We start from the raw sequence: 25271 nt of genomic DNA on the forward strand, positions 1-25271 counted from the left end.
GGTTACTGTGACTGTTGGGGGGTATTAGCCTTGTGTGGTTCAATCGCCAGCTGATGCTCGCGGTAGATGATATATCCGCCGGCTGCCATGACAATGGCACTGCCTATGAGCATTTCAAAAGTCGGAATATCACCAAAAAACAGAAAGCCTATCCCCAGGCCAAGCAGCATTGATGTGTATTCAAATGGTGCAATCGTGCTCATCGGTGCATGCCGATAGCATTCGGTCAGAAGGATTTGAGCGATACCACCAGCAATACCCGCACCAATCAGCATTGCGAGCTGTGGTCCGGTCGGCATAACCCAGCCGAACGGAACACTGACCAGCGCAATAACACTGGCGGAAATCGAGAAATAGATAACGATTGTCGAGGTGCGCTCTGTCTGCACAAGGCGACGCACCAGCATCATCGCAAAAGCAGCCATGACCGCCCCCCCAAGAGCCGCAAGCGCACCCATGGCTTCGTTATGTCCGACATTGCCTTCAGCAAATAAGGTCATGCGTGGCCAGATGATGATCATTACGCCTAAAAGGCCGATAATCACCGCACTCCAGCGATAAAGCCGGACGACTTCATGCAGGATTAGAGCGCCCAGCACCACAGCAATTAGGGGAGACGCGTAATTGATCGCAATTGCTTCAGGCAAAGGTAGCTTGGTCAGGGCATAAAAGCTCAGTGACATCGCACCCACGCCAACCATCCCGCGCCAGAAGTGACTGAATCCGTGACGGGTTTGAAGAATGCCGGAGAGTTGCCCGCGCAGAGCGAAATAGACAAGGATCGCCAGTACTGCGAAGAATGAACGGAAGAAGATCAATTGACCAAGTGGAATGCCCTCAGCAGCTTTGAGCAAGGTCGACATGCCCACAAAAACAGCGACAGAAGCGACTTTAAGGCTTATCCCCAACATCGGGTTGTTCTGAAGTAGATCAGGCTCGATAGTTTCGCTGACCTGAACATTTGCGGAGGCCGCGTCCGGAAGGGACTTCACAACGCAATTCCTTAATCGGGAGATATGGAGCATGGCGGGAAATTACAGTTATTGCGCTATCCATAGGCCTGTTCGTAATAAAGTTCCAGCCAAGCAGAGAGCGGCATGTAAAAAATATTGAGCAACTTCGCTTTTCTTGTCGTTTGCTAAAAAGCCGGATACGACTCTTGCATCGAAGTGCTTGGAGCGCCTTTCGATTTGATTGACCCCGATCGGCGCTCTCATGATTTATTTCAACGCGCATCTTGCCCGAAAACCGTTTCACACTTTTCGGGATGCGCTTCAAAGAAGAGTTTCGCAATGCGTACTGAAACTGGTCAGACATTCCGCCTCGAAGACTATCGCCCAACGCCTTACGCTATTCCAGAAACGAAACTCGACTTCATCCTTGAGCCGGAAAAGACAATCGTTCGCGCCCAACTGACCATCGAGCGCCGAGCGGGCACGCCTGCAGGAACGCCACTTATTTTGGACGGCGATGAGCTGAAGTTGATCAGTTTGAGCCTGAACGGAGCATCGCTTAGCGACAACGGCTATTCAGTGACGCCCGATCAGCTCGAAATCACCGACCTGCCCGATACAGACCGTTTTACGCTTGAGATCGTCACCGAAGTTAATCCGACGACAAATCGCCAGCTCTCAGGGCTTTATCGGTCGAGCGACGTCTATTGCACACAGTGCGAAGCGGAGGGTTTCCGTCGCATCACCTTTTACTATGACCGGCCGGACGTGCTTTCCGTTTATACGGTAAGCATTGACGCCAAGAAGACAGCCGCCCCAATTTTGCTCGCGAATGGCAATCCCGTTGAGCACGGTGTTGTGCCAAGCGATGCCGATCGGCATTTTGCCGTCTGGCATGACCCGCATCCGAAGCCGTCCTATCTCTTTGCCCTTGTCGCGGGTTCGCTCGATGTTGTGAAAGACCATTTCACCACGCAATCAGGACGCCCAGTCGATCTCGCTATTTATGTCGAGCATGGCAAACAGGATCGCGCGCTTTACGCCATGGATGCACTCAAGCGTTCCATGCGTTGGGACGAGGAAAAATTTGGTCGCGAATACGATCTGGACGTCTTCAATATCGTTGCAGTTTCCGACTTCAATATGGGAGCAATGGAAAACAAAGGCCTCAATGTCTTCAACGATAAATACGTGCTGGCTGATTCCGATACAGCAACGGACGTTGATTATGCAGGCATTGAAGCGGTTATTGCGCATGAGTATTTTCATAACTGGACCGGCAATCGCATCACGTGTCGCGACTGGTTCCAGCTGTGCCTCAAGGAAGGCCTGACGGTTTATCGCGATCACGAGTTTTCTGCGGATGAGCGCTCGCGCCCTGTGAAACGCATCGCGGAAGTGAAAATCCTGAAAGCGCAGCAGTTTCCGGAAGATAGCGGCCCCCTTTCGCACCCGGTTCGTCCGCGCGAATATAGCGAGATCAACAATTTTTATACGGCGACAGTCTATGAAAAAGGCTCGGAAGTCGTGCGCATGATCCGCACCATCATCGGTCCTGAATTATTCCGCAAAGGCATGGACCTCTATTTCGAACGCCATGACGGAGAAGCGGCGACCATTGAAGACTTCATCAAAGTTTTTGCTGACGTTTCTGGACAGGATTTCTCACAATTCTCGCTTTGGTACGATCAGTCTGGAACACCCAAAGTCGAAGCGAGTTTCGACTTTAATGCTGAAAAAGAAACCTTCACCATAGAGTTTGCGCAATCGCTCGCACCGACTCCTGGGCAGCCAACAAAGAAGCCAATGCATATTCCGATCGCCTTTGGCCTTCTGGGATCAAACGGCAAAGATATTCTGCCCTCATCAGTCGAGGGCGGAGATGCTCATGATGGTGTTATCCATCTACATCGGGCCTCGGAAACCATCGTCTTTCATGGCATCAAAGAGCGCCCCGTCCCGTCATTACTACGTGGCTTCTCCGCGCCAATCAATCTGATCTCCCCGCTGGATGCGGACGACCGTATATTCCTGGCATTGAACGACAGCGATCCTGTCGCTCGTTGGCAGGCCCTGACTGGCATTTTCACGCAAGCCCTGCTCGACGGTGCCAAACGTGTGCGGGGCAGCCATGAACCGGAAATTGACAACAGGATCATTGAACTTGCAGGGCGCGTTGCCTCCGACGAAACGCTTGATGCGGCCTTCCGAGCACTTTGTCTGACCTTACCGACTGAAAGCGATATAGCGCGTGAGATGGGTCACAATGTTGACCCTGATGCAATTCGCGCAAGCCGCGATCACCTCATCACGGCAATCGTATCCGCTTATGCGGGCAATTTCGCATCGCTTTATGCAAGCTTGCAGCAGGAAGGAACGTTCTCGCCAGATGCCGTATCAGCTGGCAAGCGCGCATTGCGCAACGTGCTTCTCGACTATCTCAGCCGACACGAAAACACCCCTGCCCGCGCTGCCCAGCAGTTTGCTGACGGCGATAACATGACCGATCGCGCAGCCGCTCTCAGCGTATTGGTGCATCGCTTTGGTGACAGCCATGAAGCTCAGGGCGCTCTTGCATCATTTGAAAAGCGGTTTGGTGACGACGGGTTAGTAATGGACAAGTGGTTTATCGTGCAAGCAACACGCCCCGGCGAAAAAGCGCTTGATGCCGTTCGTGCGCTTACTAAACACAAGCTCCTTTCGTTCGACAATCCAAACCGGGTACGTGCACTGATCGGGGCTTTTTCTGCAAGCAACCCAACCGGGTTCAATCGCAAGGATGGTGCGGCTTATAGTTTCTTCGCCGATATCATTCTCGCGATCGATCCGGAGAATCCGCAGCTTGCAGCGCGCCTTCTCACTGCTTTGCGCTCATGGCGCTCACTCGAAGATACGCGTCGTGAATATGCGCGTGCTGCACTGGCTCGCATCGCCGGAACTCCTAAGCTGTCGACCGATCTTCGCGACATCGTGGACCGAACCCTCGCCTGATTCGCGAATCATATATTGCTACTTGCTGATTCGTTACGCTCGGCCCCAAAATGGGCCGGGCGCAACCGTTCTGCCGTCATCCAAGAAAAACCGCATAAAACCTGCAAAGACTTACGGCTTTCATGAGTCTTTTCATGATGTTAGATGAGCACTCTCTCAAACTGATTCCGCTTAACAGGTTGAGATTCAACAGAAAAACCAAGTGCGGCGGCGGTGTTTTTTACATCTCGTTAACGAATTCACTGGACAGCGCGAATCACTTTTGATTCATTGAAGCTGTTCGGAGATGGCGTATTCCGAAACATTTTGAGTAGAGATTTCAGTTCAAGCAGTTTCGGGCGGACAGCGCTTCCGGCGCATCTTGGGAACTGTCACGGCAAATCAAGAGGGGCCAACAGATGGCAAGCACCGACGCGTACGACGCGACGGCGGGGAAGCATCGCGACTCGGGACGGAAGCGGAAGAAAGGCAGGCTCTCGGGGCATGCCAAGCTTCTTGCGGGTCCTGCCTACGGTAAGTTCGTGGCGGTTGAGCCCGTATTGCGTCGTCTTGTTCCGGCCCTCATCATCATCTTTCTCATCATACTTGGCGTGGCGCGCGTGTTCTCGATGTTATCGTGGCGCGAAGACATCGAATTGCAGCACAAGGCAGCCTTGTCCGCCGCGACTGCCAATCTGGCGCAGATGATCGAGCGTGCAGCCAATGGCACGCAGGCTGGTGCGCAAATGGCGCCCAAAGATCTTGATAATACCATTGCGGAATTTCGCTCCCGCGGTCTTTCTTCGAGCGGCATGACGATTGCTCTGGTCAATGACGATTCAGTCATCGTCACAGCCTCCGGCCCCGCAACCAACATCGTTGGCAAACAGGCCGATGATGTGTTTAGCGACATCCAGCCCCTGTTTATGTTTGCGGAACGTGCTGGCGTTTTGACAGTCGTCATGAACGGAGAAGCTGCCTACGGCACAGTGTCAAAACCAATGACTGTTCCTTACGCTATCATTGCAGCGGAACCGGAAAGCACGATATTTGCTGAATGGAAACGCGCCGTATCGCTTAACGTGACGCTCTTTGCAGGCACGACCGGAGTGATGTTTGCAATTCTCTATGCCTATTTCAGTCAGGCAGCGCGTGCCCGCGAAGCCGACGATCTTTCCGGCCAGATCCAGCGTCGTATCGATATGGCGCTTGCGCGTGGTCGTGGTGGTCTGTGGGATTGGGATATGGCACGCGGACGCATCTACTGGTCGCGCTCCATGTATGAGATGCTCGGCTATGAGGCGCAGGATGCTGTGCTTGCCTTTGGCGACGTGTCTGCAATCATCAATCCAGAAGACGGCGATCTTTATTCGATTGCGGAACAGGCAGCGGCTGGTGACATTTCGCATGTGGATCGCGTTTTCCGTATGCGCCATGCGGATGGTTCTTGGGTCTGGATGCGGGTTCGTGCCGAGATCGCGTCCGAAAATGATCTGCACCTCGTCGGCATTGCATTCGACGTCAGTGAACAGCATCGCTTTGCGCAGCAGACGGCAGAAGCCGATATGCGTATCCGGGAAGCCATCGAGAATATTTCCGAGGCATTCGTTCTCTGGGATTCCAATAACCGTCTGGTGATGGCCAATTCCAAGTTCAGCGAATACGCAGGTCTTCCGGTCTGGACACTCAAGCCCGGCGTGCCGCGCAACGAAGTTGATGCGCATACGCGTCCATTCAGCTTTGAACGTCGCATGGCGAACGAGCATAATCGCGCTGGTGGTCAGACTTTCGAACGTCAACTGAGCGATGGGCGCTGGCTACAGGTCAATGAACGCCGTACACAGGACGGTGGTTTGGTTTCCATCGGCACCGACATTACCCAGATCAAGCAGCATCAGGAACGTCTGGTGGATAGCGAACGACGCCTGATGGCGACCATTCACGACCTGTCCATTGCCCGTAAAGGTGAGCGCGACCGCGTACGTGAACTATCAGAGCTGGCTCGCAAATACGGTCAGGAAAAGGAACGCGCGGAAGCTGCAAACCGCGCCAAGTCCGAATTCCTTGCCAATATGTCTCACGAGTTGCGCACCCCGCTCAATGCAATCATCGGTTTCTCCGAAATGATCCAGGCTGGCACTTTCGGGCCACTCGGCTCCGACCGCTATGAGGAATATATCAACGACATTCACACCAGCGGTAATTTCCTGCTCAACGTGATCAATGACATTCTCGATATGTCGAAGATCGAAGCGGGCCACTTTTCGCTTGATCGTGAGGAGATCGACCTCTGTCCGCTGATCAATGAAACTGTGCGCATGATTTCTTTGCAAGCAGATGAAAAAAACATCACAGTTGAGACGCGTATTGAAGAAGCCATGCAGCTCAATGCGGATCGCCGTGCCGTCAAGCAAGTGCTGATCAACCTTCTATCCAATGCGGTGAAGTTCACGTCTCACAATGGACGCATCACGGTTCGCGCACGGAAGACTGGATCAGCTCTGTTCATGACTATTCAGGACACTGGCGTCGGTATCCCGAAATCCGCTCTGCGGAAAATCGGTCAGCCGTTCGAGCAGGTCGAGAACCAGTTCACAAAATCGCATACTGGCTCAGGTCTAGGCCTTGCGATCACCAGATCTCTTGCTGAACTCCATGGCGGCTGGCTGCGCATCCGCTCAACTGAAGGCATTGGAACCGTGGTCTCGGTATGCATACCTGACCGGAGACAGGCCATTGCCTCCAGCCAACATACTGAAACCCACGCAGCATAATCAGTTTATCAGCTTGTCAAAACTGGTTCGAACATTCGAGGCCAGTTCCGTCAGGTGATGCTCCACGCGTTTAATGTCCGGCAGCTCGGCAGCGCGACAGAGAATATCAATCATTCCAGGAATGAACTCTTCACGCGTGGCGTCACTGCCAAGGCAGAGACGTATTGTTTGGCTGAGATTGGTATAGAAGCGATGCGCTTCAACCAGAGCATCAATTGTTGCTGGATCGGCGAATGAGGGATCAAGGCCAGCAAGCACTTCCTCAGTTGCAAGAGGACGCGGGGTCTTTGCGACCTTTCCAACGAGAACCGCGAACTGCGCTATGAATTCAAGATCGACAATACCGCCGGGTTTCAGCTTGAAATCCCAATCGTCGCGCGGTGGCTTTTCCTGATAAATGAGGTCGCGCATTTCACGCACGTCCTTGGCTATTTTCGTCGTATCGCGCTTGGTGGATAGCACATCCTCTATTTCACCCTTGATGAAATCTATGAATGCAGCATCGCCATGAATTGGGCGTGCGCGCGTCAGAGCCATGTGTTCCCATGTCCAAGCCTCTGTGCGCTGATATTTTCCGAATGACTCAATATGGGTTGCGACAGGGCCTTTGTTGCCCGATGGGCGCAATCGCATATCGACTTCGTAAAGCACACCTTCGGCAGTCGGAGCGGAGAGTGCAGCGATGAGGCGCTGTGTGAGCCGGATGTAATATTGTGACGGAGCCAGCGGCTTCTCACCATCGGATTCTTCAGTATCCTTGTCATGTTCATAGAGCAGGATCAGATCGACATCAGAGCCTGCGGTCAGTTCGCGGCTACCGAGCTTGCCCATCGAAAGAAGCACTACCTTAGCACCCTTAACCTTACCATGACGCCGTTGCAGTTCGGCTTCAACAACCACGAAGGCCTTACCGATCATCAGCTCAGCCAGATCGGAAAAGGCGCGCCCAGCACGGACGCCATCAATTGCACTTGTCAGCAGACGGATACCGATCAGAAAGCGATGTTCAGCCGCAAAAATACGAAGGCGATCCAAAACTTCTTCAAAATCGGTTGCAGCGCCCAGAAATGCTCGGAGCCTCTCTTCAAGATAGGTGCGGGTTGGTACTTCGGAAAAAATCGCCGGATCAAGCAAACCGTCGAAAACATGCGGCTTCCTTGTGATGATTTCGGCAAGTCGTGGCGCCGCACTCATGATCATCACGAGCAGATTGAGAAGACGCGGATTGGATTGCAGCAGACTGAAAAGCTGAATGCCCGCAGGCAAGCCTTGCAGAAACCCATCGAAACGCAAGAGCGATTCATCGGCGCGCTTGGTAGCAGCAAAGGCTTGTAATAAGGCTGGGGTCAGTTCAGTGAGGCGTTCGCGCGCTTCTGCTGATTGCGTGGCGCGATAGCGACCAAAGTGCCATGTGCGGATAACGCGGCAGATATCGCTGGGACGTTCATAGCCCATCGAGGCCAGCGTTTCCAAAGTACCCGGATCGTCTACATCGCCGGTGAAAACGAGATTGCCACTGGAGGAACCAAGCTCCGGCGCTTGTTCGAACAGCGCGGCATAGTGCTTTTCGACAACCTTGAGAGCTGACAGAAACACTTCGGAAAACTCTGCGGTATCAGCGTAACCCATCATATGAGAGACGCGAGCAAAGCCTTCATCGTCTTCGGGCAGAATATGGGTCTGTTCGTCGGCAATCATCTGAATGCGATGTTCTACATCGCGGAGAAAGAAATATTCTTTGGCAAGGCAATCGCGGGCTTTTTCGCTGATCCAGCCGCGCTCTGCGAGCTTTCCGAGCATCGGGACAGTTTGATTACCACGCAATTCAGGGAACCGTCCGCCTGCAATCAACTGCTGTGTTTGCACAAAGAATTCGATCTCGCGGATGCCACCACGACCGAGCTTCACATTATGGCCGCGAATGGCAATATCGCCGTGCCCCTTATGGGCGTGGATCTGCCGCTTGATGGAATGGACGTCAGCGATTGCCGCGTAGTCGAGATATTTGCGCCAAACGTAAGGGGCTAGCTCAGCCAACACCTGTTTGCCGGACTCACGATCCCCGGCAATAGGGCGCGCTTTGATCATCGCCGCACGTTCCCAATTCTGCCCGCGCCCTTCATAATAGTGAAGGGCTGCACCAACTGGGATCGCTAAAGGCGTCGAACCTGGATCAGGACGCAAACGCAGATCGACGCGGAAAACATAGCCGTCTGCCGTGCGATCCTGAAGAATGCGAACCAGACGCCGTGTCATCCGCGAAAACGTATCAACGCATTCGTAGGGATCACCGATAGCAGGACGCGTTTCGTCAACAAAGACGATAAGATCGATATCAGAGGAATAGTTGAGTTCACGCGCGCCGAATTTGCCCATGCCAAGCACAATCCAACCGCATTCCTTATCAGGGTTCTCACGGTCGGGCAGTTTGATCTTGCCCGCACTGTCCGCGTCGCGAAGCAGAAAGCGGATGGCGGCACCCGTGCAAGCTTCGGCCAGATCGGTGAGCCAGCCCGTTGTCGTTTCTGTATTGAAGATTTGCGCCAGATCACAAAGCGCGATCAGCACATGCACCTCACGTTTTCGCTGGCGCAGACTGCTCATCAAAGAAGCTTCTGTGACGCCCTCTTCCGTGCCGGATGCGGTAATCTCGGAAAGAATATCGGCGAGTGCCTCTTCGGGCGCGGCTGTTGCAATTCTATCAAGAATGCGCGGCTTACGGATCAAGGATTCACGAATAAACGGCGACAGATCAAGAACGGCTGCAAGAAAGCTCCTGGCTTTCTCATTGTTCAGCAGTGCGATGACGCGACCAAGCTCGTCTTCCTTTGCCCGTTCTTCAAGATCAGTCAGAAAGGATTGTGCTCGTTCAGAATCAAGCGGTGCCAGCCCACAAAGGTTACGGTCGAAAAGCAGTTCCTTTGAATTTTCAGCCGCCATGATCCCCTCTAGCATGTCACTTTATAGCTGTCCCAACGATTCAGTCTTAGTTGGAACCGCTATAACTATTTGTTTTAACGCTTTATCCTACGCAAAACCGGCTCCCACTTTTGCCGAAAATGCTTTAAGATTGTGCGTCCTTCGGCAAGGGAAACTCAAGTACTGCACGCAGGCCGGGTCCATTATCTTCCAGACGCAGAGCACCACCGTGCAATTTCATAACCGCCTTGGCAAGGCTTAAACCAAGCCCCGCTCCCGGCTGTGTACGGCTTTCCTCAAGCCGTACGAACCGTTCAGTCGCTTGCTCGCGTTTGTCTTCTGGAATGCCTGGGCCGTTATCAGCGACCACGATGCGCACCCATTGTGAATCACGCTCCATGGAAAGTGTAACGACAGCAGGGTTCTCGCCTGAGAGCGCATATTTGATCGCATTATCAACGAGGTTGGAGACGGTCTGGCCCACAAGCTCACGGTTGATATGCAGCGGCGCATCATCAAGCGTGCTAAGTGTCAAAGTGGCACCCGCATCTTCGGCAACCGGCTCGTACATTTCAGCCACATCACTGACGATAGATGCGACCGACATGTTTTCCAAATTCTCAGCCGAATAGCCTGCTTCAAGACGTGAGATCATCAAAATCGCATTGAACGTGCGGATCAGCTGATCAGATTCACCGATGATATCTTCCAGCGCCTCACGATATTCAGGACCAGCCTTCTTCCCTGATAACGCCTCTTCAGCGCGGTTGCGCAGACGTGTGAGTGGTGTCTTGAGGTCATGCGCAATATTATCGGAAACTTGCTTCAAGCCTTCATTCAGTTCAAGAATGCGCCCAAGCATGACATTGAGATTGCTGGAGAGACGGTCAAACTCATCCCCGGAACCATTAACCGGCAATCGCCCTGTCAAGTCGCCATCCATAATGCGCTGCGAAGCACGCGAAACTTCATCGATGCGCTTAAGTGCACGCCGCCCAACGAAGAACCAGATCAGAAGCGCACCGACACCCATAATACCGAGAGCCAACATAAGCGAACTGCGTACAAGATCGCGGAAACGCTCCGGCTCACCCAAATCGCGACCTACCAGCAAGCGCATGCCATTAGGCAATGCAATCACGACTGCAATCGCACGGTGTTCAGTCTCGGTTCCCTGCTCACCATAACGGCGATATTTGAAGGCGCGCTCGACAATCCCATCCGTATCCAGCACGCCTGGTTCAACACCTTCAACATTGCCGGATAGAATACGACCAGACGGGTCTGCGACCAGATAGAGGTAGGCGCCGGGTTGACGTGAACGGTAATCAATCGTGCGCACAAGTTGCGGAATACCACCCCGCGCATAGGCCTTACCGATGCTTGCGACTTCTTCGCCCAGCGCTTCCTGAGTCTGACTGTTGATAATGGAGGCGGAAAGATTGGTCATATAAAAGACCAGTGCTACCGCTCCTACGGCAAACAAAAGGAGATAAAGCGTCGATAGGCGCGCTGCCGTCGTGCGCATAAGCGCAGAGAAACGACCCATCATTCCACCTTGGCACTCGCAGTAGAGGCTTTAGTGCGCCCGGCTTTGAGCATATAGCCCGCACCACGAACGGTATGCAGCAACGGACCGTCAAAGCCTTTTTCGATTTTGCTGCGAAGTCGTGAGATGTGCACATCAATCACATTGGTCTGAGGATCGAAATGATAATCCCAGACATTTTCAAGCAGCATCGTGCGCGTTACCACCTGTCCTGCATGGCGCATCAGATATTCAAGCAAACGAAACTCTCGTGGCTGGAGGGTAATATCCACGTCCTGCCTGCGCGCTGTGTGGGCAAGCCTATCGAGTTCCAGATCGCCAACGCGGTAGATTGTATCTGCTTCGCGTGGGCTTGAGCGGCGTTGCAGAACTTCAACACGTGCAAGCAGTTCAGAAAATGCATAGGGCTTGGTCAGGTAGTCATCACCGCCTGCGCGCAAACCAGTTACGCGGTCATCCACTTCGCCGAGGGCGGAAAGAATGAGTACCGGCGTTTCCATGCCTTTGGCACGTAATCCGGCGACTACAGAAAGACCGTCACGCTTGGGCAACATGCGATCAACGACCAGCACATCATAATTGCCGTTTTCAGCCAGCGCATAACCGATTTCGCCATCGCCGGCGATGTCGGCAGAATGTCCGGCCTCAGTAAAGGCCTTCTCAAGATAGCGGGCCGCTTCGCGGTCGTCTTCAATAACGAGAATCTTCATGGCGATACTATAAACCGGATCGTTGGAGAAAATGAAGCAATGCCAGGCGGGTTCTCCGCCTGGCATTTTATTTTCAGATACTTTGCCTCACGCAACCATTATCCCTGATCGATCGGAAGGGCTACGAAGCGACTCTGGTCGTTGCTCTGAAGCTGCAACAGCACAGCCTTACGACCAGCCTTTGAGGCTTCAGCAATTGCCTTGTCTATATCCTTGGTGCTCTTAACAATCTGATTGTTAACCGAAACAATGATGTCACCGGAACGAATGCCACGGTCAGACGCATCGCTATCGGGATCGACATTGGTGACAACAACGCCGTCACCGTCTTCCGACGGCGTGACCGTCAAACCATACGAGTCGAGCGTTTCGCCTTGCTCCGTATCACTCCCGCCAGACTGGCTGTCCGCCTTGCCGAGATCCTGTGGCATAGCGGCAATCGTAATGTCGATTTCTTCAGCCTTGTTCTTGCGCCAGACCGTCAAAGCAGCCTTTTCACCCGGAACGATATTGGCAACCTTACGGGCCAGATCACGTGGATCCTGAACCGGTTCACCATTAACCGCCGTGATTACATCGCCAGACTTAATGCCTGCCTTTGCCGCAGGACCATCCGCCTGAGGAGAGGCTACCAACGCACCCTTTTCTTCTGCAAGACCAAGTGAAGCAGCAATATCCTTGTTGACTGGCTGGATCTGCACGCCAATCCAACCACGCTCAACAGAGCCCTTCTTGATCAGTTGGTCGACGACCTGCTTGGCAGTCGATGCAGGAATTGCGAAGGCGATACCTACGCTGCCGCCTGAAGGCGAGAAGATTGCAGTGTTGATGCCAATGACTTCACCTGAAAGATCGAAAGCTGGGCCACCGGAGTTGCCCTTGTTAACAGCAGCATCAATCTGGATGAAATCATCGTAAGGACCTGCACCGATGTCACGACCGCGGGCCGAAACGATACCGGATGTGACCGTACCACCAAGACCAAACGGATTGCCAACAGCAACGACCCAATCACCGACTCGGATCTTGCTGTCATCGCCGAGCTTTACATATGTGAACTTGCGCTTGGCATCATCGATCTTCAGCACAGCAAGATCGGTACGCGCATCAGTGCCGATCAGCTTCGCATCGAGTTCGGTGCCATCATCAAGAACGACGCTGTAGGCATCACCGTCAGAAACAACGTGGTTGTTTGTAATGAGGTAACCGTCTTCGGAGATGAAGAAGCCGGAACCCTGTGCCACAGGACGTTCGTGACCCGGACGCGGCTTGCCACGATTGCCCGGACGGCGGTTATCTGGACGTGCGTCACCGCGCGGCTCCATTCCAAAATCACGGAAGAAGCGCTTCAGCGGATGGCCATCTGGCAACTGATCGAAACCGGGAGGTGTCCCGAACTGCTGGCCACGGCTATCCGCTTCCTGCACATCCTTCTTGACGCGAACGCTAACGACTGCCGGGCGCACTTTTTCAACCAGATCGGCAAAGCCTGCCTGCTGAGGCGGAGTGACACTGACTGCTTCGGCGCGGGCATTGTTCATCACGCCCATTGGGCCAGTTGCGACGAACGCACCGGCAAGCGCGGCTGACAGCGCTACCGCTGCAACACCCTTGCGATACTTTGAAGTTATAATCTTCGACATCTGTCTCTCCTTACGAGCAGCAATCTCGGACGTAGAATTCCCACCAAGGCAAATCCGGTCCTATAATCCTTTATAGAGCTCAAGATAGTTCGGGCTACCTTACCGCTCAATTTCCGGAAGATGAAAGTTTTGTAAGGTTTGAGAAAAAAATCAGAATAGAATATTAGCTCACTTATCGTCGAGAAGCCTGGAAAGCTCGGCTTTTTCTCGCGCTGTTAGCGGCTTTTGGACTTCGGTTGTAGTGTTGCGCCGACGGAACGCAATGGTCAAAGCAATCCCGCCAATCAAAAGAATCAGCACCGGGAAGCCCCACAGAAGCGCTGTCTGTGCATTTAAGCGAGGTTTAAGCAGAACGAATTCGCCATAACGATCGACGACAAAGTCCATCACCTGTTTATCAGAATCGCCAGAAGTCAGGCGTTCACGCACGAGAACACGCAGGTCGCGCGCCAGTTCGGCATTTGAATCGTCAATCGATTCGTTCTGACAGACCATGCAGCGAAGTTCCGCCGATATCTCTCGCGCTCGTTTTTCAAGCTGAGGGTCGCCGAGCACTTCATCTGGATTGACAGCCAGAGCGGCTGATCCGCTAAATACCAGCGACAATCCCAGAAGAAGCAAGGAAAGACGTTTGCATATCCTCATGCTGTCGCCTCTGCTTTCTTTGATGCGGACTTGCGCGCCTTTGATGGAGCGCCGACACGCAGGCGACGGTCAGCGAGCGAGAACATCGCCCCCACCATCATGATGAGCGCACCGTACCAGATCAGCGTTACATCCGGCTTCCACCAAACGCGCACCACGATGGAGCCATTGCCAGGTTCATCGCCTAAAGCCACGTAAACCTGACTGAACCATAAAGTACGGATGCCTGATTCAGTGGTTGGCATCTGACGGGCCGGGAAAAACCTCTTAGACGGTTCGATCAGACCCAGGTCACGATGTGATGAATCCAGCAGTGTAAACGTGCCGCGGTTTTCTGTGAAGTTTGAACCGGTCAAAGGACGTAGACCTTCAAAGCGTAGCGAATAATCCGCAACCTTTGTCGTATCCCCCGGGCGCATCAACAGTACACTTTCGGTACCATACGTCGTGACGCTTATAATACCGAGCAAAGTCACGCCAAGGCCAATATGCGCAAGAGCTGTCCCGAATACCGAACGTGGCAGTCCTTTAAAGCGCAACAGCGCTTTGCTCGCGGAAACCTTGCCGATACCGGCCTTCAACCAGAGATCAGTCAAGCTACCAAGGATCAGCCATACAGCAAGACCGATGCCAAGCGCTGCGAGCACGGAATGAGCCTCGCTGCGCCAAATCACAATACCGACCGTAATGAGTGACAATGCGAATGCAGTCATCAGCCGTTGCGCAACGCCGTATAGATCTCCTCGCTTCCAGGCAAGCAGCGGACCAAAAGGCACAGCGAACAGCAGTGGGATCATCAATGGCCCGAAGGTCATGTTGAAGAAGGGAGCGCCGACCGAAATCTTGTCACCAGTCAACACTTCCAGCAAGAGTGGATAGAGCGTACCGATAAGAACAGTTGCGGCAGCGGTTGTGAGAAAGAGATTATTGAAGACCAAGGCGCCTTCGCGCGAGATCGGTTGGAACAATCCGCCCGAAGACAGGCTCTGAACGCGAAGAGCGAAAAGCGACAGAGAACCACCGATGAAGATGGCAAGAATAGCGAGAATGAACAGGCCTCGTCCCGGATCGGTCGCAAAACTATGCACTGACGTCAACACGCCGGAACGCACAAGGAAGGTTCCCAAAAGCGACAGTGAGAAAGTCAGGATCGCGAGCAGCACTGTCCAGATTTTGAGGGCCGAGCGTTTTTCCATGACAATCGCTGAATGCAGCAGTGCCGTTCCAACCAGCCATGGCATGAAGGACGCATTTTCGACCGGATCCCAGAACCACCAGCCGCCCCAGCCGAGCTCGTAATAGGCCCAGTAAGAGCCCATTGCAATGCCGCCCGTCAGGAACATCCATGCGACCAGCGCCCAAGGGCGAACCCAACGCGCCCATGCCGCATCAATACGACCTTCGATCAGGGCAGCGACAGCAAAGGAAAAGCATACAGAAAAGCCAACATAGCCGAGATAGAGCAACGGAGGATGGATCGCGAGACCTATATCCTGAAGGATCGGGTTCAAATCGCCACCTTCAATCGGTGCTGGAATAATGCGCGTAAATGGATTGGAAGTGAAAATGATAAAGGCCAAAAAGGCAGTTCCAATCCAGCCCTGAACGCCGAGAACGTTCGCACGCAGGGTTTCTGGCAAATTGCCGGAAAAGGCTGCAACCAGCGCACTGAAGAAACTAAGAATCAGCACCCACAGCAACATAGAGCCTTCATGATTGCCCCAAACGCCGGTAATTTTATAAAGCATCGGTTTTTGCGAATGGGAGTTTTCGACCACGTTAAGGACCGAAAAGTCAGAGACGACATAGGCGAATGTCAGAACCATGAAAGAGAACGCAATCAACGCAAAGACGGCCAGTGCAGTTGGTACTGCAACCCCCATCAACTGCATGTCTCTACGCTGCGCACCCACGACCGGCGCGATAGACTGAACCACTGACAAAGCCAGTGCCAGAACAAGCGCGAAATGGCCAATCTCGACATTCATAAGCTTTGTCCAATTCCGATTACTGGTCCGTTTCCCATCATTGACCTTCCCAAACGCCCTTTTTCTTCAGGCTGTCGGCGAGGTCCTTCGGGACATAATTTTCATCGTGTTTGGCGAGCACATTATCAGCTCGAAATACACCGTCAGAACCGAAGCGGCCTTCCGCGACGACGCCCTGTCCCTCACGGAAAAGATCAGGAGCAATTCCTTCGAAGACGACTTTAACGGTCTTGATTGTGTCTGTGACGGTAAAGCGCAATTCGCTGCCTTCTCGCATCACGGAGCCTTCTTCAACAAGGCCTCCCAAACGGAACCGGGCACCCGAAGTGATTTCCTGTTCAGTCAAATCGGCAGGTGTTCGGAAAAATCGAATGTCCTGATTAAAAGCCATAAGCATCAGGCCAACCGCGACAGCGAGAACAGCCAAAGCACCGCCGATCAATATCAGGCGCTTGCGCTTTCTCTGGCCGACTGTACGGGTTAAACTACCCTTTGGCTTTGTGTTACGTCCACTGCTTTCTGCGGTCGCACTCATTGTGTTGCGCTCCCTGCTTCCAAACCCAGTCCTGCGGCAAAGCCTGTTAGCTCATCCCGCTTTTCACCATCCAACGCCGCAACTCCACGTTTCAGCGCATCAAGTGCATCATCCCGGCGATTAAGGATCATATATGAGCGCACAAGTCGCTTCCAGCCATCGATATCCCCGCCATTTTCGCGAAGACTTTCGTCCAAACGTTGAACCATACCTTCAACCATAGCCTGACGATCTTCAGGGCTCATTGAGGCCGCAGCGTCAACATCCTCGGTTGTAGGACCGTTCGCAGGCGCTTGCGGAGCAATTCCGCGGATACGCGCAATGGTCTGCTCAACCTGTGCACGCCAAGGCGCATCTGCCGGTGCTTTATCAAGGAACGTCTGTAGCCTTTTTACCGCGCCATCTGCATTACCATCCTGCATCTCGCCTTGCGCGAGGTAATATTGAGGCCGGATGTCATCAGGCTCAAGCGCAGCCGCTTTTTCAAACAGACCTTCTGCCTCGGCGGTAATTGGCCCACCGGATACTGCGATCAAAGCTTCGCCAAGACCAAGAATTCGTTGGAAGTTTTCACCTTCAAGGCGAATTGCGGAACGGTAGGCATTGACTGCATCAGCTCCGCGACCAATCCGCAGATAAATCGGTGCCAATACATCCCATCCGCGTGCATCGCCGGGGTTTTGCGCAAGATGCGCTTCGGCACGAGCAATAAGTTCATCAACCGAGCTATTTTGCGGGCTATTCGCCAGACGTGCCGCCAATGGCATCGAGGGCGTGTCAGGCGTTCCGAAAAGCGGGTAAATGCCCCAGGCGATCAAAGGAACGGCCAGAACCGCTGCGAGAGCCAGCACCCGACCGGATCGAGCTTTCTGCATATTGGCAGCCGATTCCGCACTGGCCTTTTCGGCATTCAAGATGCGTCGGGAGATTTCGATACGAGCCTGTTCAGCACTGGGAGCGTCGATCATGCCACGCGCAGCGTCGGCCTCAACCTCGCGCAACTGGTCGCGATACACTTCCAGGTCGTTCTTTTCAGGGGGCAAAAATTCCTGCTTGTTCCGTGTCAACGGCAACAAAACAGTCAATGTAGCTGCAAGAGTCAGCAGTGCGGCAGTCAACCAGAATTCCATGGCTGAGACTTAATCTCAGCCGAGGGAAAAACCAACACTAACCTGCCTGAAGTTGCAGACTAGGGCAATTCGCCGCAAAGGCTTAGAGCGCCGCGCGTCCTTTCGGACGCACAAAGGACGCTCTAACTCTTTGATTTTACGCATCGTGCTTTAGAGCGATCAGTTGAGCGGCGTCCAGCTGCCATCGGCGTTACGGCACGCTGTACCACGCGCGGTTTGCAGTTGGTCTGCAATCGTAAAAGTATGGGTATATTGGCGGCAGTTTTGCGAACCGACCTGGTAAGGCTGTGCCGCCGTTACATCCCCAGATGTCGATCCGCTGCCACTCCATGAAACTGCTTTACCAGCAGGCGAATATTCAAGGGCCCTATATTCCGCTTCAAGTGCCTTCTTGCGGTCACTTGCGGTCAACTGCGCTGCCGAACTGCCCAAAAGCCCATTCCCGAGCGTTGCCAGCAAGTTCGGACGCGTTTCTGTCGATGAAGACGACCCACCAAGCGAAGTCAGTCCCAAACCTTTTCCACCACCGGATGTTCCGCAGGCAGCAAGCATGAACGCCATCGAAGCGATCAGAAGAGGAGCAGAAAACCTTGATACCATTATCATAACAAACCGGCCTTCATAAAAAGTGAGCATGCATACTATCGTAGGATGCAGCTAATAAGTCTAACCTTCTAGTTCGCCTCGTGGCAAAAACAACTATCAATCTTCAGTTAGCGGCAACACAACGCGAACCTGTAGTCCGCCCAAGTTGCTTTTGTCCAAATGCAAGATGCCACCATATTCCCGCACAGTGTCCTGAACGATTGCCAATCCAAGCCCCGTGCCCGGTTTGGTCTCATCGACACGATTGCCACGTTTGAGTGCTTGTTCGATCTTGTCAGGAGCTAGGCCAGGACCGTCATCCTCTATCAAAATCTCAAACTGCCGTTGCGCATCTGCGGCCGGTCGCAAAATAATCTTAATCTGCCTGCGGCCCCATTTACCTGCATTCTCCAGCAGATTACCGACAATCTCTTCCAGATCTTCTTTTTCGCCAGCAAAAACGGCGTCCGGCAACACATTTCTGAATATGATTTTGAACGCCGGGTTGAGCTTTGCAGTCACCCGTTCCATCCGCTCAAGCACTGGAGTGACTTGAGTTCTGAATACGACGCTATCTCTTTGTGCCGCTATACGAGCGCGTTGCAGATAATGCTGTATCTGCACCTGCATAGCTTCGCTCTGCTCAAGAACAACCCGCCCCTGTTCGCCCCCCATCGCCCGCGCCTCATTGGTCAAGACCGAAAGAGGCGTCTTCAGCGAATGCGCAAGATTGCCGACCTGTGTGCGCGAACGTTCAACAATGCGCCGGTTGTTTTCAATCAGCGCATTCATCTCATTTGCGAGCGGTGCAATTTCAATCGGAAGCGATGTATCGAGCTTCGCTGATCGACCTTCACGAATGTCGGTCAATGCCTGACGGACCTTATCGAGTGGCCGCAAGCCGAATAGAATAATGCCAGCATTGATAAAGACGCTGCCAAGTCCGAAAATCGCCAGATAAAAAGCAAGCTTGCTGCGAAAATCAGAGATTTCGTTCATGACTTCACTCAAGTTACCCATCACGCGGAAGCGCGCAACGCGGTTTTCATTGTCAAGAACGACTTCCGTTTCGACGATATAGAGCTCTTCACCATTTAAGCCCGGCAGCGTATAGCTGCGCATAAACGAGCTATCAAACGGTGCCTGATTTACTGGTAATTCAGGCACAATACGCCCTACTGAGGATAGTGATTGCAACTTGCCATTAATGTTTGAAGTAACGGGATCAACAGACCAATACCAGCCGGACAGCGGGCTGGAATAACGCAGTTCACCAAGCTCGGGCCGACCTTGAAGCGTACCGTCCGGCGATATGCTGACCGCACCAACAAGACTGAACAGATGCGCTGTCAGAAGTCGTTCGAAATTGTTGCGTGCAGCATCGCCGTAAAGGGTACTGATGAGCGTGGCCACAACGACGAGTGCCAGGATGACCCAGAGCGTCGAAAGGGTGACGACGCGTATCGCAAGTGAACGCAAAGGGGGGAAAACGCTTAAAAGCTTCAGTTCCCGTTCCCCTTCGTGTCATTTTGCCCGTCCGAGCGGATGCGATAGCCCATGCCGCGGACTGTCTCGATCAGATCGACGCCCATCTTTTTACGCAGGCGGCCAACAAAAACTTCGATCGTGTTGGAATCGCGGTCAAAGTCCTGATCGTATAGATGCTCGACCAGTTCCGTCCGCGAAACAACCTCATCCATATGATGCATGAGATAGGAAAGCAGACGATATTCATGAGAAGTCAGCTTCAACGCCACGCCGTCCACACTGGCTTTTGAAGTCTTTGTATCTAGGTGCAGAGAACCGCAGACCAATTCCGATGACGCGTGGCCGGCAGCGCGACGGATCAATGCACGCAATCGAGCCAGAACCTCTTCCATATGAAAAGGCTTGGCGACATAATCGTCGGCACCAGCATCAATACCGGCAACCTTATCACTCCAGCGATCACGCGCTGTCAGCATCAGAACCGGCATGGTCCGACCACTGCGGCGCCAACGTTCCACAACACTGATGCCATCCATCTGCGGAAGGCCAATATCGAGGATCACAGCATCGTAAGGTTCGGTGTCGCCCAGATGATGGCCTTCTTCGCCATCAAAAGCACTATCAACAACATAACCTGTGGCAACCATCGCATCCGAGAGCTGCCTGTTCAGGTCCTTGTCGTCTTCAACGATCAGGATACGCAAGTTTGAGGCTCCTCGCAGGGACGCATTAAAGCATTTCCAGCAAAAGAGCGAAGCGGTTTTGCGTAGGAGAATGCGCAAGAACAAACAGTGAGACGCGGTTTCAACAATTCGATCGTAACTGGAACTGCTCTACTGTGCGGGTACGGCTACTTCTACACGGCGCGGGCGTTCGCCATCGCGACCAGGTACGAGTACCACAATCACACACATGGCGCGGCCATTCTGTGTGGTCGGGGTTGCCTTGGCCAACTGGCCACCCTGTGAGGCAGCCACTTGTTCGCCCACTGCCGCACAATCCGCAGCAGCGGCGACCAGAAGATTAGACTTCTGTGGCGTAGCGATTGGCAAAGCACCGGCATCAACCGGCAACAGACCAATGCTAACGGCCAGAAGCGCGAAAATTTTGAGAGCAGGGTTCTGTTTCATCATGTCCCTTATATAGCGCCTCTCAGCTGAACGATGCATGAACGATCACCCTGCTTATAGACCCAAAGGAATTTTGGTCTGTAGAACAGCATCAACCAGATACCCCCGGCTGACGCCATTCTAAACTGTTGTTTTTATGCATAATATTATCCGGAGCATTCGTCAACATTCCGGAACTATGCCACTTTTCAAAACTTTGCTATCACGCTTTGTAAAATTATGAAATGCGCGAAGTTGCTCCTAAGCGGCCAAAGACAGCAATAAGGCTGGCGATACCGGTCGCAAGTTGCAGCAATATATCGGTCAAAGCACCCTGATCGACCGTATCGCTGATAAGGCCGAAAGCGCCTGCCAACGATAAAAACAGAGCGACCAATCCAGCCCAAACAGTACGAGACAGATACCAAGGCTTATCTTCAATCATGCAATTTCCTTTTTCATTTTAACAGAATGTTTGAAGTATCGAGCGTAGTGAAATCACCAGTTCCTGTTTTGGAACTCACCATTGCTACGCGAATCTGGAATTCATTCGTGCCGAGTTCAGCAAAGCGCTCTGGATTCGGATAGATCCAGGACGTGGTCTGCACCTGTGCACTTCGCACCAGCTTATCGGACTGCCAGACTTCCACCTGATAGACTTCACGCTCTTCACCAAGCGGGATATCCGCGCCCATCCAACTATCAGCATCGATCCGCCCTCGCCTGACCCACTGAAAGGATAAGTCGCCATTCTCGAGTTGCTCAGTCTTGAGATGTACCGGGCTTAGAGGCTCCAGAGCTTGCAAGCCGCCGATCGCTTTCACTGTATCGAAAAATTCATCCGAGAATGATTTGCCTGCTGCCCCTATACGCCAGTTAAGCTCAAGCCCTATTTCAGAAGCGTGCAGTCCTATGCCCTGCACTCCGCCATCAAACAATACAAACGGGGTTCCGACTGGCTTCTCAATAAGGCTTTCTGTTTCCGTACCAAGCTGCCCGCGTAAAAGTCTGCTCAATCGCCAGCGGTTTTGTCCGATTTCCTCTGCTTCGAGAAACTGAAAAGCTTCCCATTTTCCATTGGGAGATTTTAAAAACGCCGTATTGGCCCCGTTCAGAATCTGAGCAAGCGGCTTTGATCCCAGTTCACCTGAATAAAGCACAAGCTCTATCGCATTCCCGTCGATCAAACGTCCGCTTGGAGCTCCCTTAATTGGCTTTGTCAGTTCACCCATCACAGCGCGCTCGCTGATCAGGCTACGTTCGGCAAAGCCATCATCAGACGGTGAGGCGTAAACCGCGACGCCACGCCATGGTTTCGCATGACAAGCGATGCGGAACTGACCAGCGGGATCTTCCGCGCTCGGCCAAAGCGGCAGGTCGATGAGATGGAAAATCGGCTTCATATCGGAGACCGGTTTTCCCGGCGGAAGCTTGGGAGTTTCACCTTTGTCTGCAAACACAATATTCGGTGCAAGTGCGACGGCTTTGATAGCCCGTACTTCTCCGTCTTCCAACGCCGTTACGACATAGTCGCGCCCGCCGCCCAAGGCATCAAGCCGGACACGGTCGCCGACGTGAAGCGCTGCTTCAGACCACGGCAAAGAGAAACTCGCGGTCCGCCGTTCAGCATAGCGGCGCGCCATCCAGCTTTCGGCGAGAGCCGTTGCCTGCCCAGTTTCCATCGAACCAGACAGGCTAAGGCTTTCCGTGCCCTGCCCTGTATCCCGACGCACAGAGGCCCCAAGCACCTGAAAGTCACGCATCGGATCGTTGCAGTATAGTTCGGCAATAGAAGGCAGATCGCCCTGATCGTCGAGAACAGAACTCAATGCTTCGCCATCCTGTGGCTCGACCAACATATGCACTACATCAAGCGTCGGTGCCGCACGAGCGACGCTCCGAAATACGAACCGCCCGGCCTGCTCAAAACCATGGACGCCAAACACGTTCATCAGCGGCTCCAGAACACCACGTGCTGTTGACGGTTCCGAAATCACAAAACCAGTGAGGTGCCCATCGGCCGCGGCACAATCGGCCTCTGGCAATCCAAAGTCCGCCAATATGGCAGCTATCAGTTCATCAAGCGAAACTCCACTGATACGCCCGTTAAGCCAATGACCGAGGCGCCAGTTCGGCGTATCTCCCCATACGTCACCTTTCAGCGGAAACTCCGGAAATGGTCGCGTATCCCAAGACCACAAATAAACGCGATCCATGTCCAGCATCGAACCGCCATACACCGACGAGACCGGGTTGTTTTCAGGCCAGTGTCTGAAATGTGCGCGCAGGAAACGATCCATACCGATATCGGCGCGTGAACCGTTTGAGAAATAAGGCGTCGCATTTTCCGATGATTTGGGATCAGGAAAGACATTGGGTTGGTTCGGCCCTTTGTCGACTGCCGGGCATCCGAGTTCTGTAAACCAGATCGGCTTGGATTGCGGCACCCAAGCTGTCGGTGTGGCAGCCTCCGCGCCATCAATGCGATTATAATGGGGATTGCTCCACCACGCGCGAATGTCCTTGTAGCGATAGACCCAAGGTTTACCAGCAAGCCCATCACTGATTGGAGTACGAATACGCGCAACACGATCTTCGCTGCTCCCATAATACCAGTCGAAGCCCTCACCCGTTTCTATGCTGGTTGTCAGACCATTGAGATCATAAGGGCCTTCGAAGCTATCAGGATTCCCCCCATCAAAATCGTCATCCCGCCAATCGGCAAGCGGCATATAATTGTCGATACCAATTGCATCCAACGCAGGATGTGACCACAGCGGATCGAGATTGAAAAACAGATCGCCGGTTTCATCCTGCGCCTGATAACCAAAATATTCGGTCCAATCCGCGCCATAGGTAATGCGGCAGCTTTGTCCAAGCTTTGTGCGCATCTCAGTGGCGAGTGTGCAAAGGTGTGTGACAAACGGAAAGCTTTCACGACTGTCGCGGATGCTGGTGAGCCCGCGCAGTTCTGAGCCAAGCAAAAAGGCATCGACGCCACCGGCCTGCAACGCCAGATTTGCACAGTGATTCAGGAAACGCCTGTAACCCCATGTTCCGTTGACGAAAGCTGTGACCTGATTTCCTGCCTCGGCTGTCTTATCAAGTGAGCCAGCTACACCGATTGCAGGATGGCAAGTGATCCGCCCGCGCCATGGATAGGCTGATTGGCCGACACCGCCATATGGTGATGGCAATTGATTATCGGCTGGCACGTCCATCATGATGAACGGATAAAGCGTTACCTTCAGGCCGCGCGCTTTCGCATCACGGATTGCATCGATTACGCTCTGATCTGAAGGTGTGCCGCCATAAGCAGCACCCTCACCACTGGTCGAAATAAGGTGCGCATCAGCACGCGTGATATTTTCTACCTTCCAGGCCCGGCTCGACGACAATGAATTCTGATGCGTGACGCCCGGGCGAATGGTGCACGCACCAGCCCTCAGATCATTGCCAAACCACGGCAGAACAATCGCCACATGCCGCAGGTTCGGGCAGAGCATCTGCAACTCATCAATAGCGACAGTCCAATCGCTGTGCCCGCGCTTCTCATTGCGGTTGAGCGTGCGGCTTTCACCAGGGAAAGGCCTGTCACTGACCGGACTTGGCGAGAGGCCAAACTCGGTAGACCCGGGAATGAGCGCGACAGCACGAATATCGCGCGCCACCTTACCAACCGGCCGCATGACCTCGAACTGAAATTGCGGTAGACGATTTCCAAACACATCAAGCGGAATACGCTCAAACACCACGTAAGCAGTGCCACGATAGGCAGGCGCATTGCCTGCACCCTGCTTGGCCTCAATCAAAGGATCGGGCTGTTGTTCCTGCGTGCCCAGATAGATACGCATATCGACTTCAGTGAGATTAAGTTCCTGACCATCAGCCCAGACACGACGGATGCCAGCAATTTCGCCTTCCGCAACAGCATAGGCTGCGTTACCGAAATAGCTATAGCTGGTCACTTTCGGACCACCTTTGCCGCCTTGGCGTTCGGTGGTTTTCTTTTCCTCAAACCGTGTCGCCCAGATCAATGTACCTGAAAGTCGTGCCGTGCCGTAGACAAAGGGTAGTGCTGCACCTTCTTCTGCTGTTGCTACGCGGCCACCATTGAGACGTGCACCCTCCATATGGCGGGTCGAGTTGATGATCGCGGTATCAACGGCATAGCCCCCCATAGCGCCCAAACCAGCACCGATCGCGGCCCCAACGGGGCCAAAAATACCACCAACAGCAGCACCGACCGCTTGCAGAACGATTGTTGCCATTA

At 53.4% G+C, this 25271-nt stretch carries 17 protein-coding genes; 2 read left to right on the top strand and 15 right to left on the bottom strand.

What is annotated here, in order from left to right:
• Positions 1-2 precede the first annotated feature (2 nt).
• Positions 3-911, bottom strand: a complete 909-nt coding sequence (locus tag OIV19_RS14425; protein WP_264232097.1) for a DMT family transporter — start codon at positions 909-911, stop codon at positions 3-5.
• Positions 912-1292: 381 nt separating this feature from the next.
• Between OIV19_RS14425 and pepN the strand changes: the two genes are divergently transcribed.
• A complete protein-coding gene (pepN, locus tag OIV19_RS14430; protein ID WP_264232060.1) occupies positions 1293-3944 on the top strand; it encodes an aminopeptidase N in 2652 nt (883 codons plus the stop codon).
• Positions 3945-4342: 398 nt separating this feature from the next.
• Positions 4343-6697, top strand: coding sequence for a PAS domain-containing sensor histidine kinase (locus OIV19_RS14435; RefSeq protein WP_095446286.1), 2355 nt, complete (start codon positions 4343-4345; stop codon positions 6695-6697).
• Here the strand turns inward: OIV19_RS14435 and OIV19_RS14440 are convergent, their stop codons facing one another.
• The 14 genes from OIV19_RS14440 to OIV19_RS14505 all read right to left on the bottom strand — a co-directional run bounded on the left by OIV19_RS14440 (position 6698) and on the right by OIV19_RS14505 (position 25269).
• Positions 6698-9637, bottom strand: coding sequence for a bifunctional [glutamine synthetase] adenylyltransferase/[glutamine synthetase]-adenylyl-L-tyrosine phosphorylase (locus tag OIV19_RS14440; protein WP_264232061.1), 2940 nt, complete (start codon positions 9635-9637; stop codon positions 6698-6700).
• Positions 9638-9761: 124 nt separating this feature from the next.
• Complete coding sequence (locus OIV19_RS14445) at positions 9762-11168, bottom strand: sensor histidine kinase (RefSeq protein WP_264232062.1); 1407 nt, start codon at positions 11166-11168, stop codon at positions 9762-9764.
• Positions 11165-11875 (bottom strand): response regulator transcription factor, encoded by a 711-nt coding sequence (locus tag OIV19_RS14450; RefSeq protein WP_095447861.1) that lies wholly within the window; start codon positions 11873-11875, stop codon positions 11165-11167. Before OIV19_RS14450 ends, OIV19_RS14445 begins: the two co-directional genes overlap by 4 nt.
• A 98-nt stretch (positions 11876-11973) precedes the next feature.
• Positions 11974-13518, bottom strand: coding sequence for a Do family serine endopeptidase (locus OIV19_RS14455; RefSeq protein WP_264232063.1), 1545 nt, complete (start codon positions 13516-13518; stop codon positions 11974-11976).
• A 168-nt stretch (positions 13519-13686) separates the two neighbouring features.
• Positions 13687-14163 carry a cytochrome c-type biogenesis protein gene (locus OIV19_RS14460; RefSeq protein ID WP_264232064.1) on the bottom strand — a complete coding sequence of 159 codons (477 nt, stop codon included), beginning with the start codon at positions 14161-14163 and terminating at the stop codon, positions 13687-13689.
• Positions 14160-16151, bottom strand: a complete 1992-nt coding sequence (locus OIV19_RS14465) for a heme lyase CcmF/NrfE family subunit (protein ID WP_264232065.1) — start codon at positions 16149-16151, stop codon at positions 14160-14162. Before OIV19_RS14465 ends, OIV19_RS14460 begins: the two co-directional genes overlap by 4 nt.
• A gap of 37 nt (positions 16152-16188) precedes the next feature.
• On the bottom strand, positions 16189-16686 hold the full coding sequence (gene ccmE / locus OIV19_RS14470; RefSeq protein ID WP_095446280.1) for a cytochrome c maturation protein CcmE: 498 nt from the start codon (positions 16684-16686) through the stop codon (positions 16189-16191).
• Positions 16683-17816, bottom strand: a complete 1134-nt coding sequence (gene ccmI, locus OIV19_RS14475; RefSeq protein WP_095446279.1) for a c-type cytochrome biogenesis protein CcmI — start codon at positions 17814-17816, stop codon at positions 16683-16685. The genes ccmE and ccmI overlap by 4 nt, the downstream gene beginning before the upstream one ends.
• 159 nt (positions 17817-17975) lie before the next feature.
• The gene (locus tag OIV19_RS14480) at positions 17976-18422 is read right to left on the bottom strand and encodes an RT0821/Lpp0805 family surface protein (protein ID WP_264232066.1); all 447 of its coding nucleotides are present in this window, start codon (positions 18420-18422) and stop codon (positions 17976-17978) included.
• 96 nt (positions 18423-18518) lie between these two features.
• Positions 18519-19829: an ATP-binding protein gene (locus tag OIV19_RS14485; protein ID WP_264232098.1), complete on the bottom strand. Its 1311-nt coding sequence runs from the start codon at positions 19827-19829 to the stop codon at positions 18519-18521.
• Positions 19830-19903: 74 nt separating this feature from the next.
• A complete protein-coding gene (locus tag OIV19_RS14490; RefSeq protein ID WP_095446277.1) occupies positions 19904-20593 on the bottom strand; it encodes a response regulator transcription factor in 690 nt (229 codons plus the stop codon).
• Between the two features lie 129 nt (positions 20594-20722).
• The gene (locus OIV19_RS14495) at positions 20723-21019 is read right to left on the bottom strand and encodes a hypothetical protein (RefSeq protein WP_095447859.1); all 297 of its coding nucleotides are present in this window, start codon (positions 21017-21019) and stop codon (positions 20723-20725) included.
• Positions 21020-21236: 217 nt separating this feature from the next.
• Positions 21237-21443 carry a hypothetical protein gene (locus tag OIV19_RS14500; protein WP_095446276.1) on the bottom strand — a complete coding sequence of 69 codons (207 nt, stop codon included), beginning with the start codon at positions 21441-21443 and terminating at the stop codon, positions 21237-21239.
• A 13-nt stretch (positions 21444-21456) separates the two neighbouring features.
• Positions 21457-25269 (bottom strand): baseplate multidomain protein megatron, encoded by a 3813-nt coding sequence (locus OIV19_RS14505; RefSeq protein ID WP_264232067.1) that lies wholly within the window; start codon positions 25267-25269, stop codon positions 21457-21459.
• Positions 25270-25271 lie beyond the last annotated feature (2 nt).

Source organism: Brucella sp. HL-2, from assembly GCF_025846885.2.
In the GTDB taxonomy this organism is placed as follows: domain Bacteria; phylum Pseudomonadota; class Alphaproteobacteria; order Rhizobiales; family Rhizobiaceae; genus Brucella; species Brucella quorumnocens.